13 protein-coding genes and 1 pseudogene are annotated in these 16,498 nt (G+C 71.0%); 9 read left to right on the forward strand and 5 right to left on the reverse strand.

What is annotated here, in order from left to right; all coding sequences use genetic code 11:
* Positions 1-333, reverse strand: a 333-nt coding sequence (locus ACFV8T_RS05260) for a helix-turn-helix domain-containing protein (protein WP_385324806.1), incomplete at its 3' end; no start/stop codon positions are given.
* 229 nt (positions 334-562) lie between these two features.
* The gene (locus ACFV8T_RS05265) at positions 563-1,753 is read right to left on the reverse strand and encodes a saccharopine dehydrogenase family protein (protein WP_385324809.1); all 1,191 of its coding nucleotides are present in this window, start codon (positions 1,751-1,753) and stop codon (positions 563-565) included.
* Positions 1,754-1,957: 204 nt separating this feature from the next.
* Between ACFV8T_RS05265 and ACFV8T_RS05270 the strand changes: the two genes are divergently transcribed.
* The 4 genes from ACFV8T_RS05270 (at position 1,958) to ACFV8T_RS05285 (ending at position 7,762) form a co-directional block, all read left to right on the forward strand.
* Positions 1,958-3,094 carry a CaiB/BaiF CoA transferase family protein gene (locus ACFV8T_RS05270; protein WP_385324811.1) on the forward strand — a complete coding sequence of 379 codons (1,137 nt, stop codon included), beginning with the start codon at positions 1,958-1,960 and terminating at the stop codon, positions 3,092-3,094.
* A gap of 72 nt (positions 3,095-3,166) precedes the next feature.
* A complete protein-coding gene (locus ACFV8T_RS05275) occupies positions 3,167-4,309 on the forward strand; it encodes an acyl-CoA dehydrogenase family protein (RefSeq protein ID WP_385324813.1) in 1,143 nt (380 codons plus the stop codon).
* 35 nt (positions 4,310-4,344) lie between these two features.
* Positions 4,345-5,559, forward strand: coding sequence for an acetyl-CoA C-acetyltransferase (locus tag ACFV8T_RS05280; protein WP_385324816.1), 1,215 nt, complete (start codon positions 4,345-4,347; stop codon positions 5,557-5,559).
* A 31-nt stretch (positions 5,560-5,590) separates the two neighbouring features.
* Positions 5,591-7,762: a 3-hydroxyacyl-CoA dehydrogenase NAD-binding domain-containing protein gene (locus ACFV8T_RS05285; protein WP_385324818.1), complete on the forward strand. Its 2,172-nt coding sequence runs from the start codon at positions 5,591-5,593 to the stop codon at positions 7,760-7,762.
* A 22-nt stretch (positions 7,763-7,784) separates the two neighbouring features.
* Here ACFV8T_RS05285 and ACFV8T_RS05290 read toward each other — a convergent pair whose 3' ends face one another.
* The gene (locus ACFV8T_RS05290; protein WP_385324821.1) at positions 7,785-8,516 is read right to left on the reverse strand and encodes a MerR family transcriptional regulator; all 732 of its coding nucleotides are present in this window, start codon (positions 8,514-8,516) and stop codon (positions 7,785-7,787) included.
* A gap of 130 nt (positions 8,517-8,646) precedes the next feature.
* Between ACFV8T_RS05290 and ACFV8T_RS05295 the strand changes: the two are divergent.
* From ACFV8T_RS05295 to ACFV8T_RS05310, 4 genes and pseudogenes are all read left to right on the forward strand, one after another.
* Positions 8,647-9,114 (forward strand): annotated as a pseudogene (locus ACFV8T_RS05295) (macro domain-containing protein); the annotation flags it as partial.
* A 118-nt stretch (positions 9,115-9,232) separates the two neighbouring features.
* Positions 9,233-9,511: a hypothetical protein gene (locus ACFV8T_RS05300; RefSeq protein WP_385324822.1), complete on the forward strand. Its 279-nt coding sequence runs from the start codon at positions 9,233-9,235 to the stop codon at positions 9,509-9,511.
* A gap of 236 nt (positions 9,512-9,747) precedes the next feature.
* Complete coding sequence (locus ACFV8T_RS05305) at positions 9,748-12,438, forward strand: M4 family metallopeptidase (protein ID WP_385324825.1); 2,691 nt, start codon at positions 9,748-9,750, stop codon at positions 12,436-12,438.
* Between the two features lie 173 nt (positions 12,439-12,611).
* Entirely contained in the window at positions 12,612-13,244 is a 633-nt protein-coding gene (locus ACFV8T_RS05310; protein WP_385324827.1) for a TetR/AcrR family transcriptional regulator, read from the forward strand.
* Here the strand turns inward: ACFV8T_RS05310 and ACFV8T_RS05315 are convergent.
* Positions 13,162-14,136 (reverse strand): oxygenase MpaB family protein, encoded by a 975-nt coding sequence (locus tag ACFV8T_RS05315; RefSeq protein ID WP_385324829.1) that lies wholly within the window; start codon positions 14,134-14,136, stop codon positions 13,162-13,164. The genes ACFV8T_RS05310 and ACFV8T_RS05315 overlap by 83 nt on opposite strands.
* 296 nt (positions 14,137-14,432) lie before the next feature.
* Here ACFV8T_RS05315 and ACFV8T_RS05320 point away from each other — a divergent pair, with 296 nt between their 5' ends.
* Positions 14,433-15,350 (forward strand): oxygenase MpaB family protein, encoded by a 918-nt coding sequence (locus ACFV8T_RS05320; RefSeq protein WP_385324832.1) that lies wholly within the window; start codon positions 14,433-14,435, stop codon positions 15,348-15,350.
* Here the strand turns inward: ACFV8T_RS05320 and ACFV8T_RS05325 are convergent.
* Positions 15,313-16,362, reverse strand: a complete 1,050-nt coding sequence (locus ACFV8T_RS05325; RefSeq protein ID WP_385324834.1) for a LacI family DNA-binding transcriptional regulator — start codon at positions 16,360-16,362, stop codon at positions 15,313-15,315. The two genes, ACFV8T_RS05320 and ACFV8T_RS05325, sit on opposite strands and share 38 nt — an antisense overlap.
* Between the last annotated feature and the right edge of the window lie 136 nt (positions 16,363-16,498).

Consider the following 16,498-nt stretch of genomic DNA (forward strand, 5'->3'; position numbering starts at 1 on the left):
AGCGGGTGCCGGGCCGGGCGCAGCCGGGGCCGTGGCCGCCGGGCGCCGGCCGGCCGCCGTGTCCGCCAGGGCACAGGCCCGGACCAGTTCGTCGTCCGGAGCCCGCAGCACCGCGTGCAGCTGCTCGACGATCCTGCGCGGAGCATTGGAGGCGTGAGCGGGATTCAGATAGCGCGACAGGGTGGTCTGGTCGACCCCCAGCCGCTTGGCGAGGGACTGCTGGGTGGGTTTCTCGCGGCCGTCGCGCGCCGACGACTCCCACCAGTTCCTCAGTAACCCGGCGAGCGCCCGTCCCGGCTGCTCCTCGCGACCCGCCACAGTGTTGTCCGTCATGGTTCTTCCCCGACTCTCTGTGTGCATAGCCGCAGGTCAGCGCTGTGCATCGGGAGCATGCCCGGGTGCTACGACCTGCGGGACGCAGATCGTAGTGAAAGCGCCGCCACGTGCCGCACGGCCGAGGAGCCATCGAAGCGGTGCCACTGCCCGCACACCCGGGGAACGAGGAGATCCGGGCGCGCGTCGGACCTCACCCGAACGAGTGAGCGTCGCCCCGGGCTCCGGCTCAGCGGGCCGACGCGACCCGGAAGCGCATTCCGGCCGAGCGCAGCCGCTCCAGCAGCGCGTCACCCATCGCGGCGGCCGTGGTGACCTGCCCCGACGTCGGGGGGAGCTCGTCCAGGGCGAGACAGAGCGCGGACTGGGCGAGCATCTTCGCCGTCTCGTCGTAGCCGGGGTCGCCGCCCGAGACCTCGGTGAGGACCCGGTGCCCGCCGCCCGTACCGACGAAGCGCACGGTGAACCAGCTGCGCCGCCGGCGCTCCGCGTCCGGTCCCTTGCCCGGCTCGTACCGGTCCATCAGCCAGGACCGGGCCGCCGGGAGCTGCGCGGCACCCAGGAGGGCGCCCACCGCGGCCGTACCGCCGAGGGCCACCGGCAGATGCCGCACCGAGGCGAAGTGGCGGTAGCGGAAGTCGGGGCCGTAGCGGGCGAGTGCCCGCGCCGAGCGCTCGACGACCTGCGGGTCCAGTGTCGGCAGCGGGAGCGCCCAGGTGCCGGTCTCCGTGCTGAAGTGCGGAGTGCCGAACGGGGCACGGGCCCGGCGGGCGACCAGCCGCGGTTCGTGCAGCCGGCGTTCCCGGGCCGCGCGCAGCATCGATGGGCCGCGGCCCATCGCGGTGAGCGCCGAGGCGAACGTACCGCCGGAGAAGACGGCGTTGCTGCGCACGAAGCCGTCGACGGTCAGCGGCACGTCCGGCGGCAGCTGCCGGACGGTGAAGTAGACCCCGAGGTCGTGCGGTACGGAGTCGAAACCGCAGGCGTGCACGATCCGGGCCCCGGTCTCGCGGGCCCGCGCGTCGTGCGCCAGATACATCCGGTCCACGAACTCCGCCTCACCGGTGAGGTCCGCGTAGTCCGTCCCCGCCTCGGCACAGGCCGCGACCAGCTTCTCGCCGTACCAGACGTACGGGCCGACCGTCGTGGCCACCACATGGGCGGATTCGGCGAGTTCGCGCAGCGCGTGCTCGTCGTCGGCGTCGGCGTGCAGCAGCGGGAGGTCCGCGCAGCGCGGGTCGATCGCGGCGAGGCGTTCGCGCAGGTGCTCCAGCTTGGCCCGGTCGCGTCCGGCCAGGGCCCAGCGGCAGCCGGAGGGGGCGTGGGCGGCGAGATATTCGGCGGTGAGGGCGCCCACGAAGCCGGTGGCGCCGAAGAGGACCACGTCATAGGGGCGTTGTGTCCCGTTCTGCCTGTTCACGAGTGCCTCCGCGGGGGCCGGTGCCGATGTGGCAGGCAGAGGCTAGCGGAGGGGTTCGTGGCGGTGTGCGGCAGGGCGGGCCCGGTGGGGGAGGATCCCGGAGAAGGAACTAAGCGCTTGCTCGGCCAAAAGGGTTGTGCGGAGCGCGGTGCGTTCTTAGCATCATCGATGTTACATCAGTTGTGTCATACCGCTGGGGGCTTGATGGCAACGACAGAGCATGGCTCGCACGGCCCGCTGACAGGGGTGCGGGTGGTCGAACTGGCCGGCATCGGACCCGGTCCGTTCGCCGCGATGCTCCTGGCCGACCTCGGCGCCGATGTCGTCAGGGTCGACCGGCCCGGCGGCGCGGGGCTGGGCATCGACCCCGCGTACGACCTCACCAACCGCAACAAGCGCTCCGTGCTCGTCGACCTCAAGGCCGAGAACGGTGCCGCCGCGGTGCTCGACCTGGTCGAGCGCGCCGACATCCTGATCGAGGGCTACCGGCCGGGCGTCGCCGAACGGCTCGGCGTCGGACCCGACGCCGCGCTGGCCCGCAATCCGCAGCTCGTGTACGGGCGGATGACCGGCTGGGGCCAGGACGGACCACTCGCCGAACGGGCCGGGCACGACATCGCCTACATCGCGCTCACCGGCACCCTCTCCATGATCGGCAAGCCCGGTGAGCCGCCCACCGTCCCGGCCAATCTCCTCGGCGACTACGCGGGCGGCTCGCTCTATCTCGTCGTCGGCGTGCTCGCCGCCCTCCAGCACGCCCGCACCCCCGGCGGCCGGGGCCAGGTCGTGGACGCGGCCATCGTCGACGGCGCCGCCCATCTCGCCACGATGATCCACGGAATGCTCGCGGCCGGCGGCTGGCAGGACCGGCGCGGTGCCAACCTCCTGGACGGCGGCTGCCCCTTCTACGGTACGTACGAGACGGCCGACGGCCAGTACATGGCGGTCGGACCGCTGGAGCAGCGGTTCTACGACGAGTTCGGCCGGCTCCTCGGACTCGGGGACGAAGCCCCGGACCGGGGCGACATCACCCGGTGGGAGGAGCTGCGCACCGTCGTCGCCGACCGGTTCAGGACCCGTACGCGCGCCGAGTGGACCGAGGTGTTCGAGGGATCGGACGCCTGCGTCGCCCCCGTCCTCTCGCTCCGCGAGGCGCCCCACCACCCGCACATCGCCGCCCGCTCCACCTTCGTCGAGCACGGCGGGCTCACCCAGCCCGCGCCGGCACCGCGCTTCTCCACGACCCCCGTCTCCGTACGCGGCGGCCCCGCGCGACCCGGCGCGGACAACGACGCCGTCGCCGCCGACTGGGGCGTACCCGGCATCGCCGGGCCGGAGTGACGATGCCCGAAGCGACCCCCGCCGGGCCCGGACCCGTCTCCACCGTCAAGAACTGTTCCCAGGAGGACCGCAGTGCAGCGGCAGATCTTCACCGAAGAGCACGACGCGTTCCGCGAGACCGTGCGCACCTTCCTCACCAAGGAGGTCCTCCCGCACTACGAGCAGTGGGAGAAGGACGGCATCGTCTCGCGCGAGGCCTGGCGCGCGGCCGGCCGGCAGGGGCTGCTGGGTCTCGCCGTACCCGAGGAGTACGGGGGCGGCGGCAACACCGACTTCCGCTACAGCGCCGTACTCGCCGAGGAGTTCACCCGGGCCGGTACGCCCGGCCTCGCGCTCGGGCTGCACAACGACATCATCGGCCCCTACCTCACGGGCCTCGGCACCGACGAGCAGAAGCGGCGCTGGCTGCCCGGCTTCTGCAGCGGCGAGACCATCACCGCCATCGCCATGACCGAACCCGGCGCGGGCTCCGACCTCCAGGGCATCAGCACCACCGCCGAGGACATGGGCGACCACTGGCTGCTCAACGGGTCCAAGACCTTCATCTCCAACGGCATCCTCGCCGACCTCGTGGTCGTCGTCGCGAAGACCACCCCGGAGGGCGGCGCGAAGGGGCTCTCGCTGATCGTCGTCGAACGCGGCGCGGACGGCTTCGAGCGCGGTCGCAACCTCGACAAGATCGGCCAGAAGTCCCAGGACACCGCGGAGCTGTTCTTCAACGACGTCCGCGTCCCCAAGGAGAACCTGCTCGGTGAGCGGGACGGCGCCTTCATCCACCTGATGACCAACCTCGCGCAGGAACGGATGGGCATAGCGGTGGCCGGGATCGCCGCCGCGGAACACCTGCTGGAGATCACCACGCGGTACGTCAAGGAGCGCGAGGCCTTCGGACGCCCGCTCTCCAAGCTCCAGCACATCAGGTTCGAGATCGCCGAGATGGCCACCGAGTGCGCCGTCACCCGTACCTTCCTCGACCGCTGCATCGTCGACCACTGCGACGGGACCCTCGACGCCGTGCACGCCTCGATGGCCAAGTGGTGGGCCACCGAACTGCAGAAGCGTGTCGCCGACCGCTGCCTCCAACTGCACGGCGGATACGGCTACATGACGGAGTACCCGGTCGCCAGGGCGTTCACCGACGGCCGCATCCAGACCATCTACGGCGGCACGACCGAGATCATGAAGGAGATCATCGGCCGCTCGCTGCTCGCCTGACCCCGTCGCACAACCACCCCCGAAAGGCTGCTGTCTTGAGTACCGAAGCGTTCGTCTACGACGCGATCCGCACCCCGCGCGGCCGCGGCAAGGCCAATGGCGCCCTGCACGGCACCAAGCCGATCGACCTCGTCGTCGGCCTCATCCACGAAATCCGCAGCCGCTTCCCCGGCCTCGACCCGGCGGCCATCGACGACATCGTCCTCGGCGTGGTCAGCCCGCTCGGCGACCAGGGCTCCGACATCGCCCGGATCGCCGCCATCGCGGCCGGCCTCCCGGACACCGTCGCCGGCGTCCAGGAGAACCGCTTCTGTGCCTCGGGTCTGGAGGCCGTCAACCTGGCCGCCGCCAAGGTCCGTTCGGGCTGGGAGGACCTCGTCCTCGCGGGTGGCGTCGAGTCGATGTCCCGGGTCCCGATGGGCTCCGACGGCGGCGCCTGGGCGATGGACCCGATGACCAACTTCGAGACCGGCTTCGCCCCGCAGGGCGTCGGCGCCGACCTCATCGCCACGATCGAGGGCTTCTCCCGCCGCGACGTCGACGAGTTCGCTGCACTCTCCCAGGAACGCGCCGCCGAAGCGTGGAAGGACGGCCGCTTCGCGCGCTCCGTCGTCCCCGTCAAGGACCGCAACGGCCTCGTCGTGCTCGACCACGACGAGCACATGCGGCCCGGCACCACCGCCGACTCCCTCGCCGCGCTCAAGCCCTCCTTCGCCACGATCGGCGAGATGGGCGGCTTCGACGCGGTGGCGCTGCAGAAGTACCACTGGGTCGAGAAGATCGACCACGTCCACCACGCGGGCAACTCCTCCGGCATCGTCGACGGCGCCGCGCTCGTCGCGATCGGCAACCAGGAGGTCGGCGAGCGCTACGGACTCGCTCCGCGCGCCCGGATCATCTCCGCCGCCGTCTCCGGCTCCGAGCCGACCATCATGCTGACCGGCCCCGCGCCCGCCACCCGCAAGGCCCTCGCCAAGGCCGGGCTGACCATCGACGACATCGACCTCGTCGAGATCAACGAGGCGTTCGCCGGAGTCGTGCTCCGCTTCGCCAGGGACATGGGGCTCCCGCTCGACAAGATCAACGTCAACGGCGGCGCCATCGCCCTCGGCCACCCGCTCGGCGCCACCGGCGCGATGATCCTCGGCACCCTCATCGACGAACTGGAACGCCGCGACCAGCGGTACGGCCTCGCCACCCTCTGCGTCGGCGGCGGCATGGGCATCGCCACCGTCATCGAGCGTCTCTGACCGTTCCCCTTCCTACGGAGAAGACAGACACATGACCGAGAGCACGACCATCCGCTGGGAACAGGACGAGACCGGCGTCGTCACCCTCGTACTCGACGACCCCGCCCAGTCCGCCAACACGATGAACCAGGCCTTCAAGGACTCCATCGCGGCCGTCGCCGACCGCGCCGAGGCCGAGAAGGACGCCATCCGCGGCATCATCTACACCTCCGCCAAGAAGACCTTCTTCGCGGGCGGCGACCTCAAGGACATGATCAAGGTCGGTCCCGAGAACGCCCAGCAGGCCTTCGACACCGGCACCGCCATCAAGAACTCGCTGCGCCGCATCGAGACCCTCGGCAAGCCCGTCGTCGCCGCCATCAACGGCGCGGCGCTCGGCGGCGGTTACGAGATCGCGCTCGCCTCGCACCACCGCGTCGCCCTCGACGCGCCCGGCTCCCGGATCGGCCTGCCCGAGGTCACCCTCGGCCTGCTGCCCGCAGGCGGCGGCGTCACCCGCACCGTACGCCTCATGGGCATCGCCGACGCGCTGCTGAAGGTGCTTCTCCAGGGCACCCAGTACACCCCGCAGCGCGCCCTGGAGAACGGTCTGGTCCACGAAGTCGCCGCCACCCGGGAGGAGATGCTCGAAAAGGCCCGCGCCTTCATCGACGCGAACCCCGAGTCCCAGCAGCCCTGGGACGTCAAGGGATACCGGATCCCCGGCGGCACCCCGTCCAACCCCAAGTTCGCCGCCAACCTGCCGGCCTTCCCGTCCAACCTGAAGAAGCAGCTCGCGGGTGCCCCGATGCCCGCGCCCCGCAACATCCTGGCCGCCGCCGTCGAAGGTTCCCAGGTCGACTTCGAGACCGCGCTGACCATCGAGGCCCGCTACTTCACCGAGCTGGTCACCGGCCAGGTCGCGAAGAACATGATCCAGGCGTTCTTCTTCGACCTCCAGGCCGTCAACTCCGGTGCCAGTCGCCCCAAGGGGATCGAGGAGCGCCAGGTCGACAAGGTCGCCGTCCTCGGCGCCGGGATGATGGGCGCGGGCATCGCGTACTCCTGTGCCCGCGCCGGCATCGAGGTCGTGCTCAAGGACGTCTCCACCGAGGCCGCGGCCAAGGGCAAGGCGTACAGCGAGAAGCTCCTCGACAAGGCGCTCTCCCGGGGCCGCACCACCGAGGCCAGGCGTGACGAGCTGCTGGCCCGGATCACCCCTACCGGCGACCCGGCCGACCTGGCGGGCTGCGACGCCGTCATCGAGGCCGTATTCGAGGACACCGCGCTCAAGCACAAGGTGTTCCAGGAGATCCAGGACATCATCGAGCCGGACGCCCTGCTCTGCTCCAACACCTCGACCCTGCCCATCACCGTCCTGGCCGAAGGCGTCTCGCGCCCGGCCGACTTCATCGGACTGCACTTCTTCTCGCCCGTGGACAAGATGCCGCTGGTCGAGATCATCAAGGGCGAGCAGACCGGCGACGAAGCCCTGGCCCGAGCCTTCGACCTGGTCCGCCGGATCAAGAAGACCCCGATCGTCGTCAACGACTCGCGCGGATTCTTCACCTCGCGCGTCATCGGCCAGTTCATCAACGAGGGTGTCGCCATGGTCGGCGAGGGCGTCGAACCGGCGTCCATCGAGCAGGCCGCGGCACAGTCCGGCTATCCGGCCAAGGTGCTCTCCCTGATGGACGAGCTGACCCTCACCCTGCCCCGCAAGATCCGCAACGAGACCCGGCGGGCCGTCGAGGAGGCCGGCGGCACCTGGGCCGGACACCCGTCGGACGCGGTCATCGACCGGATGGTCGACGAGTTCGGCCGGCCGGGACGCAGCGGTGGCGCCGGCTTCTACGAGTACGACGAGAACGGCAGGCGGACCCGTCTGTGGCCCGGACTGCGGGAGCACTTCGCCAAGCCCGACACCGACATCCCCTTCATCGACATGAAGGAGCGGATGCTGTTCTCCGAGGCCCTGGACAGCGTCCGCTGCCTTGAGGAGAACGTCCTCGTCTCCGTGGCCGACGCCAACATCGGCTCCATCATGGGCATCGGCTTCCCGCCGTGGACCGGCGGCGTGCTCCAGTACATCAACGGCTACGAGGACGGCCTGCCCGGCTTCGTCGCCCGCGCCCGGGAGCTCGCGGAGCGGTACGGCGACCGCTTCCTGCCGCCCGCGCTGCTCGTCGAGAAGGCCGGGAAGGGCGAGACCTTCCACGACTGACACCCCACCCCGCGGGCCGCGTTCACTCCGCCGTGAACGCGCCCCGCAGCTCCTCCTTCAACGACCGCTGGAACGCGGTCACCAGCGCCTGCAGCACCATCGGCTGCATATGGGCCGACAGCGACTTCATCGCCGCCACGTGCTCGGGGTCCGACTCCCGCTCCCGGTACGGACCCCACACCTCGTCCCGGAACAGCCGGGTCAGCTCCTGCGCGGCGGACCGGGAGTGCCCCAGCAGCACCGTCCGGGCGGCCAGGATCGTCTCGTGCGCGATCGGCACGCCGAGCAGCTCGACCCCGAGCCGCAGCAGCCCCGGGTCCACCCGGTAGCTGCCGTCGACCGGCTCCGCGCGCTCCAGCACCCCCATCGCGGCCAGCCGCGCGATGTCCTGCTCGGTCAGTGCCCGGCCGGCCCGCCGCTCCAGCTCCGCCCGCGTCGCGTCCTCCGCCGAGTCCGGTGCCCAGGACGCCACCAGGGCCCGGTGGATCGCCAGGTCGTGCGCGCTCAGATCCGGCGGCAGCTGCTCCAGATAGCGTTCGATCGCGGCCAGCGTCATGCCCTGGTGCTGGAGCTCCTCGATGAGCGCCAGCCGGGACAGGTGGTCGTGCCCGTAGTGCCCGACGCGCCGTGGCCCGATCACCGGGGGCGGCAGCAGACCCCGGGTGCTGTAGAAACGCACGGTGCGCACCGTGACACCGGCGCGCGCCGCCAGCTCGTCGACGGTGAGCGTCGGCTCCTCGGTCCCGGTCGCCATCTCTGCTCCTCGTGTCCGGCCCTGAGGGGTGAGCCGCTGTACGCGTGATCCACCCCGGTGCAACAGTATTGCTGTCTCACCAATGATGTGAAAGTGCCTGACTGTCAGAGGCGGCACCTAACCTGATCCCATGTCCGGGATCAGGTACGTACAGGGGGACGCGACGGCGCCCCACGGCAAGGGCGTCAAGCTGATCGTCCACGTCTGCAACGACCTCGGCGGCTGGGGCAAGGGATTCGTCCTGGCGCTCTCGCGCCGCTGGCCCGAGCCCGAAGCGGCCTACCGCCGGTGGCACCGGGAGCGCGCGGGCAACGACTTCGGCCTCGGCGCGGTGCAGTTCGTACAGGTGGGCCCGTACGTCTGGGTGGCGAACATGGTGGGCCAGCGGGGGATGCGCACGGGCAGCAAAGGGGTCCCGGTGCGTTACGAGGCGATCGACACGGCGCTGGGCGCGGTGGCCGAGCGGGCCCAGGAGCTGGGGGCCTCGGTCCACATGCCGCGGATCGGCTGCGGCCTGGCGGGCGGGAAGTGGTCCCGGATCGAGCCCCTGGTCGAGGAGCGGCTGACCGGCCGGGACATACCGGTGACGGTGTACGACTTCGGCTGGAAGTTTGTCCCGGCCTCGGGCCCCCGGGGGCCTCGGCCTGCGGAAACCTGTCGGGCACCCGGATAATCTGACCCCGGTCGACGGGGCGGCAGGAGATGGGGTGGGTCCGGTGGCGGATGCCGAGACGGGGCGCGGAGAGCGCGGGCGTCCCGACATCGTCGCACCGCGCGACCCGGTGGACGCCTCCCTGCTGACCCTGCTCGGCCTCGGACCGGACGAGGACGCGGTCTACCGCCTGCTGGTGGACCGTCCCGACAGTGAACCGGAGGCGCTGACGGGCCCGTTGAGCGGCCCGGCGGTGGCGCGTGTCCTCGACTCGCTCGTCGATCGCGGGCTCGCCAGCTGGGCATGGGCCATCGCACCGTCCAGCGGCGGTTGCACGCGCTGATGGACGACGTGGGTGCGGCGACCCCTTCCAGCTCGGCTGGTACGCCGCGCGCGCCGGATGGCTGCCCGACATCGCGGACAACTCGGCCGCCACGGACGGCTCCTGAGGCGTAATTGCGCCATGGCGCTTTCACGCCTGCGCCATCCCTTGTTCACACCACCCCCATGGCGAACGATCAGCACGTCAACGCCTGAGGCCCCGACGGCTCAGGCGCAGGTGTGTGATGGGGAGGTCCTGTGAGACGAACAAATGTGCTGCGGATGCTGGCGACCGGAGTGGTCGCCGCCGCTACCGGCGCGTCGCTGCTGGCCGCGCCGGCCTGGGCGGACGACACCGCCACGACGCGGACGACGGACCCGGTGGGCGTCGCCCCGGCCATGACGCAGGGCCTGGACAAGTCCGTCCGCGAGGGCACACCGGCCGAGGCGGCCCGAGCCCACATCAAGGCCCACGAGGACACCTACAAGGTCCCCGTCTCCGACCTGCAGACGGTGCGGACGACCAAGGACGGCAAGCAGTCCTCGGTGCGTTTCCAGCAGAAGCACGGCGGTGTCCCGGTCTTCGGCGCCGAGTACGCGGTGCAGACCCAGGCGGCCGACGGCGGCCAGCAGGTCACGTCCGCGACCGGCACCCTCTACACGGACCTCACGGTCTCCACCACGCCGAAGGTGAGCGAAGCCACCGCGAAGCAGCGGATGTTCACGCTCGACCGCGGACTGTCCGGCGTGCGGGGCGCGAAGACCGAGGCGCACGGCCTGTCCGTGCTGCCCGACGCCCGGGGCGGCAGGCTGGCCTGGCACTTCACGGTCACCGGCGGCAGGGCGAACGGCAGCCCGGTGCGCCAGGAGGTCTACGTCGACGCCCGCGTGGGCGGCATCGCGCTCTCGTACAACAACATCGACGCGGCCGACGCGTCGCCCGCGCAGGGGACGGGCGTACGCGTCGACGGTACCGAGGCGAAGCTGGACGTCAACAAGGAGACGGACGGCTCGTACACGCTCGTCGACTCCACGCGTGCCATGTACCCGCGGACCGGCGGCCAGATCCGCACCTACGACGCGCAGCGCAAGGAGTACACGCTCGTCGCGGGCGGTCCGGTCACCGACGACATTGCGCTGGGCACATCGGCGAGCGACCGCTTCGACGGCGTCAACACCTCCTCGGGCGCGGTCGACGCGCACCTGAACGCGGCGAAGGTGTACGAGTACTACAAGGACCGGATCGGCCGCGACGGCGTCGACGGCAAGGGCGGGACGATCTACTCCGTCGTCAACGTCGCCGCCAACGGCAAGGACTACGCCAACGCCTTCTGGGACGGCTCCAAGATGGTCTACGGCCACATGGACGGCGTGCCGCTGTCCGTGGGCCTGGACGTCGTCGGCCACGAGATGACGCACGGCGTCACCGAGCACTCCGCCGGGCTCGTCTACCTCAACCAGTCGGGCGCCCTCAACGAGGCGATATCCGACTACTTCGGCAACGCCATGGAGACCGCCGACAAGGGCGTCGCGATGAGCGACCCGACGTCCGGCCTCATCGGGGAGTACCTCTGCAACGGCACCAAGCCGCTGGAGGAATGCGCCCTGCGCGACCTGAACGACGGGCGCAACGCCCAGCAGGACTACCAGCCCATCACGCTCGACATCGACAACGGCGGAGTGCACTACAACTCCACCATCGTCGGCGGCGCGCTGTGGGACATGCGCAAGAACCTCGACAGCAAGCTCGCCGACCAGATCATCTACCGGTCCGCGCAGAACTACCTCACCCCGCTGTCCGGCTTCACCGACATGCGCAACGCGGTCACCCTCGCGGCCAAGTCCCTGCACGTCCCGAAGGCCGATCTCGCCGTCATCGCCAAGGCCTTCGGCGACCACGGCATCGAGGCCGGCTGGGAGAAGAAGGGCGGCACGCACGACGGCACCACCATCGGCGCCGACATCCTGCCCGCCTACGAGGTCTACAGCGGGGTCGACGAGCAGGCCGCCCAGATCGACGGCGACGTCTACGCGATCAGCCACGGCGACGCCATCGCCTGGGACCAGGGCAGCGCCGCCTTCGGCATCACGGTGGGCCGCTTCGGCAAGAAGCCGAAGCACGAACTGGCCCAGAAGGACGCCTATCTGCTCGACCCCTCCCTGGACGACGACCGCATCGTCTTCACCCGGATCACCGCCGACGGCATCGGCATCTACCGGGCCGGTGAGAAGGGCCAGGGCGCGATCAAGAAGCTGGTCGACCGCCCGGACGCGGACGAGACCGAGCCGGTCACCGACAACGGTGCACTCGCCTACATCAGCACCACCGCCGACGGCGAGCAGGACGTCATGCTCCGCAAGGCCGACGGCACCACGGTCAACGTGACCCCGGAGGCCGGCACCAAGGCCGCCCGCCTCACGATGAAGCACGGCCGGATCGCCTGGGCCGGGGTCGACGGCACCTACGTCACCGTCTACGACATCGCCAAGGGCACCACGCAGACCAAGCGGATCAGCGGATTCCTCTTCAACTACGTCTCGGACATCCAGATCACCTCGGAGCGGGTGTTCTGGCGTGAGACGGGTGGCTTCCTGATCCCGAGCACGACGTTCATGTCGGCGCCGCTCGACGACCTCTCCAAGGCCGCGAAGCTGCGCTACCCGTCGAGCACGTACGTCGCCCAGTTCTCGGTCAACGACGAGTACTTCGCCTACTCCACGTACGACTTCTGGGGCGCGCTCGGCTCCTGGAGCGGACCCGGCAAGGTGAAGGTCTCCAAGATCGCCGACGTGGTCGCCGGTCTCGACGACTTCACCCGCGTCTCCTGCTCCTCCGGCGCCCAGCTGGCTCCGTCGCTCGGTGACGGCCAGCGCGTCGCCTGGCTGGACACGACCGCAGCGGCCACCGACGTGGTGACCCGCGGCACGTTCGCCGGGACCTGCGAGTAGGACCCGGCCGGCAGGCCGCACCCCCGGCAGGGCGCCCACCGACTCAGGCGGGCGCCCTGCGCGCGTTGCTACCGGGGCACGGGACACAGGGGCACGGGATACAGGGATACGGGGTGAGTCACTCCGTATCGACTTCTATGGTGGGGTGGCAGCGGCGGAACGGGGGAGGGCCCATGACGGCACGGAGCACCGACGAGACACGGCTGGCCCTGGCGCTCCGCGCGACGCTGCCCTCCGACGCGTTGAGCGAGCAGATCCTGGACGCCGCGCGCGAGCAGTTCACGACCTTCGGGCTGCGCCGTTCCACCGTCGACGACGTCGCCAAGCGCGCCAGGGTCTCGCGGGTGACCGTGTACCGGCGGATCGGCAACAAGGACAGCCTCGTCTCCGCCTGTCTGCTGCGCGAGTACCGCCGCTTCGTCGTGGAGGTGGACGACGCGGTGGCCGCGCTGCCGACGACGGAGGACCGGCTCGTCGAGGGCTTCGCCGCGGTTCTCCGGCACATCCGCGAGCATCCGCTCATCGGTGGTCTGCTGAGGCTGGAGCCCGAGACGATGCTGCCGTTCCTGACCCTGGAGAGCGGACCGGCCCTTCTCGCCATCCGCGAGTACCTGGCCGACCGGCTGCGTGACGCCCGGCGCGCGGAGGGCCGGCCGGCGAGCGATCCGACTCCGGTCGCCGAACTGATGGTGCGGATCACCGTCTCCTTCCTCCTCAACCCCGTCAGCTGTTTCGAGCTGGACGACGACACCCAGGTGCGGGAGTTCGCCCGCCGCTATCTGGTGCCGCTGCTCGCTGCCGGGTAGAACCACCGGTGCGGCCGTCCGTCTCGTCGGGCAGGGGCTCCACCGGGCGGCTGCGGGCCCAGTGCGGTCCGAGGTCGTCGAGCCGCCAGCCGAAGGGGTACGAACGGGGCTGCGGGCGCGCGGGAAACCTGCGTGGCCGGGCCGGCAGCCGGCGGACACAGCGTGCGCGCAGGTGCAGAGCCGCCGACGCCGAGGCCCGCACCCACGGCGGCTGCGGCCGGAAGCCCAGCGCCGCCAGCAGCGGCTCGTCCAGCAGCGCGAGTGCGAATCTCGCCACCAGGGGGCGCAACGGACGCGGATACCAGCTCGCGATCACGCGGAACGTGGCGTTCGCGACCCGCCGGTTCGCCGGGTCGTACGCGAACATCCGCTCCTCGTAGGAGTCGAGGAGCCGCTCGAACCCCTCGTACGTGTCGGGCGCCCCCTCGATGCCCATCATCGCCGCCGTCTTCCGGCCCGCTTCCACCAGAGCCTGGACCTCCTGGGCGCACAGGGGACGCCAGCCGAACCGGTCGATCCAGCGCTTCGGCCCCACGACCGTGGTCGCGAGGACATAGCGGAAGTCGTCGTTCGGGATGTTGTACTTGCCGTGGATCCGGTTGAGATGACGCGCGGCAGCCCGCCCGCGCTCCGAGTCGAAGCCGTCGGCGGCCATTTCGTACCCGATCAGCACCGTGTCGTCGTACCGTTTCTGCCCGGCCCGTTCGAACTCCTGGGTCCGGTCGAGGAGCACGGAGATCCGGGGGACGCCGTAGTCCCGGAGGAAGGCGACGCTCACCCCCTGCCGGTAGTCCCAGGGGAACTCGTACTGGGAGATCAGCCGAAGGATCTCGGCGTAGTCGTGTGCCGGATCCATCCGGCGTATCTCGTGCAGGCGGCTGTATCGGCCCATGGTGCGCCCTCCTGTCCGTGTACCGACTCCCTGCGGGGCCGCTCCTGCGGGTTGTCGCTGTATGACGGACCAACTCACCTGCTGCACAAGGGAAGTGATGGACCGTCCGACCTGGGAGTCAAAGTTACAAATACTATCGACTTGTTTCACGAACCTCGTCAACACCGCCGACGGCAGGGCATGCGGCGGTGTGCCGCAGTGGGCCGGTGCGCATCACTCCCGAAGGGCTCGCATACTGGATCACGCAGAGGGCCGGGCGCCGAGCCGTATGCCCGCCGACCGTCGGGAGCACCGTGATGAGCAGCGAAGCAGCCGGAGACCGGAATCCCGCCCCGCCGCCGCCCGGCGGTGTGCTCTGGAGCCTCTCGGGCGACATCCGGGCCCTGCTGATGCTGCCCGCCGCGCTCACCCTCCAGGTCGCCCACCCGGCGGTCGGCGCCGGCGTCGACGAGCACTCCGTCTTCCGCACGGACCCCTGGGGACGCGGCGAGAGGTCCCTGCGCTCGCTCCAGCTCTGGGTGTACGGGGGCGAGGCGGCCGCCGAGGAGGGGCGCAGGCTGCGCCGACTGCACCGCACCATCCAGGGCACCGACACCCGAGGGCGTCGTTACCATGCGCTGTCGCCCGCCAACTACGCGTGGGTGCACGCCACGGGCTTCCCCGTCTACCAGCACGCCGCACGCTATCTCGTCCGGCCGCTCACCGCGGCCCAGGAGCGGGCGCTGTACCGGGAGTGGCTCCAGGTCGGCAGGATCCTCGGCATCCACGACCGGGACATGCCGCAGACGATCGAGGAGTTCTGGCCGTACTTCCGAAAGGTGCTCGCCGAGGAGATCGAGGCGACCGCGGTCGTCGAGGACCTGGTCGCCACCGATCGCCCCGTACCGCCGCCGGACCGCGGGCCGCTGCCGCTCAGGCTGCTGCTGAAGGCGCTGTGGCCGGTGGTGTTCCCGCCGTTGGCGCGGTTCCGGCGCTTCGTCACCATCGGGCTCATGCCGCCGGAGGCGCGGGAGGCCATCGGGCTGGAGTGGACGGACGAGCAGGAGCGCGCCCTGCGGCGGTTCTGCGGGGTGGTGCGGCGCGTGGTGCCGGTGCTCCCCGAGCGGCTGCGCTATCTGCCGTACGCGCGCCGGGCGCGGGCCGCCCATCGCGAGACCGTCCGGGGCGGGGGAGGGCTCAGGCGGACGCCCGGCGCACCAGCTCGGTCGGCGTGATCACCGACGTCCGATCGTCGCCCCCGGCCTCGTCGCCCAGTCGGCTCATCAGCATCCGCACCATCAACCGGCCCATTCCCTCCACATCCTGACGAACCGTCGTCAGCGGGGGTTCGGTGGCCTCCGCTATCGACACCATGTCGTCGAAGCCGACCAGGGCCACGTCGTCCGGCACACCGCGACCGCGCTCGCGCAGCACCCGCAGGGCACCCGAGGCCATCAGGTCGTTGGCGGCGAAGACCGCGTCCAGGCCGGGGCGGCGGTCGAGCAGTTCCGCCATCGCCCGCGCGCCGCCCTCGACGGTGAAGTCGCCGTCCACGAGCAGCGCCGGATCGCCGTCGGGCAGCACGTCGCGGTAGCCGTCGACCCGGTCCAGGGCCGAGGTCTGGTCGCGCGGTCCGGCGATGTGCGCGATCTGCCGCCGCCCCAGGGCGACGAGATGGCGTACGGCCTCGGCCGCGCCGCCGCGGTTGTCGCAGTCCACGTACGGGACGGCCGCTTCGGACGCGGCCCCCGGCCGTCCCGGCCTGCCGCCGTAGACCGTGGGTACCCGGAACCTGCGGATGATCGCGGGGAGTTCGTCGTCGGTGTGCAGCGAGAAGGCCAGTACGCCGTCCACATGGCCGCCGGCCAGATAGCGGGCGACCCGGTCGAAGTCCCCGCGGCCCTCCACCAGGAGCAGGACCAACTGGGAGTCGTGCAGGGTGAGTTCGCGGCTGATTCCGCGGATCTGCTGGGAGAAGAACGGATCGGAGAAGATCCGGAACTCCGGCTCGTCGATGATCACGGCGACCGCGCCGTTGCGCCGGGTGACCAGGGTCCGGGCGGCATGGTTCGGAACGTAGCCGAGCTCCTCGACCGCCTTGCGGACCTGGTCCACGAGCGGCTTGCGCACCCCCGCCCCGCCGTTCACCACCCGGGAGGCCGTCGCCCGGGAGACCCCGGCGCGGGCCGCCACGGCTTCCAGTGTGGGGCGGGCATCGCGAGCGGAATCGTGGGACGGACCGGGCAAGGGACGCTCCTCGTACACGCGGGATCGGGCCGGAAACGGCCGGGGCCGGCCGGACAGCACCGACGCCATCAGCCTAACCGGCACCGCCGGCCGGCCGCCGGGCACCACCGCCCCCACCAGGAGAGGGGGCGGTGCT

Source organism: Streptomyces sp. NPDC059832 (genome assembly GCF_042731715.1).
In the GTDB taxonomy this organism is placed as follows: domain Bacteria; phylum Actinomycetota; class Actinomycetes; order Streptomycetales; family Streptomycetaceae; genus Streptomyces.

Coding starts and splice junctions, on each gene's coding strand:
- ACFV8T_RS05285 (WP_385324818.1), top strand. CDS start 5,591: ATGACCGAGAGCACGACCATCCGCTGGGAACAGGACGAGACCGGCGTC.
- ACFV8T_RS05270 (WP_385324811.1), top strand. CDS start 1,958: ATGGCAACGACAGAGCATGGCTCGCACGGCCCGCTGACAGGGGTGCGG.
- ACFV8T_RS05320 (WP_385324832.1), top strand. CDS start 14,433: ATGAGCAGCGAAGCAGCCGGAGACCGGAATCCCGCCCCGCCGCCGCCC.
- ACFV8T_RS05315 (WP_385324829.1), bottom strand. CDS start 14,136: ATGGGCCGATACAGCCGCCTGCACGAGATACGCCGGATGGATCCGGCA.
- ACFV8T_RS05310 (WP_385324827.1), top strand. CDS start 12,612: ATGACGGCACGGAGCACCGACGAGACACGGCTGGCCCTGGCGCTCCGC.
- ACFV8T_RS05290 (WP_385324821.1), bottom strand. CDS start 8,516: ATGGCGACCGGGACCGAGGAGCCGACGCTCACCGTCGACGAGCTGGCG.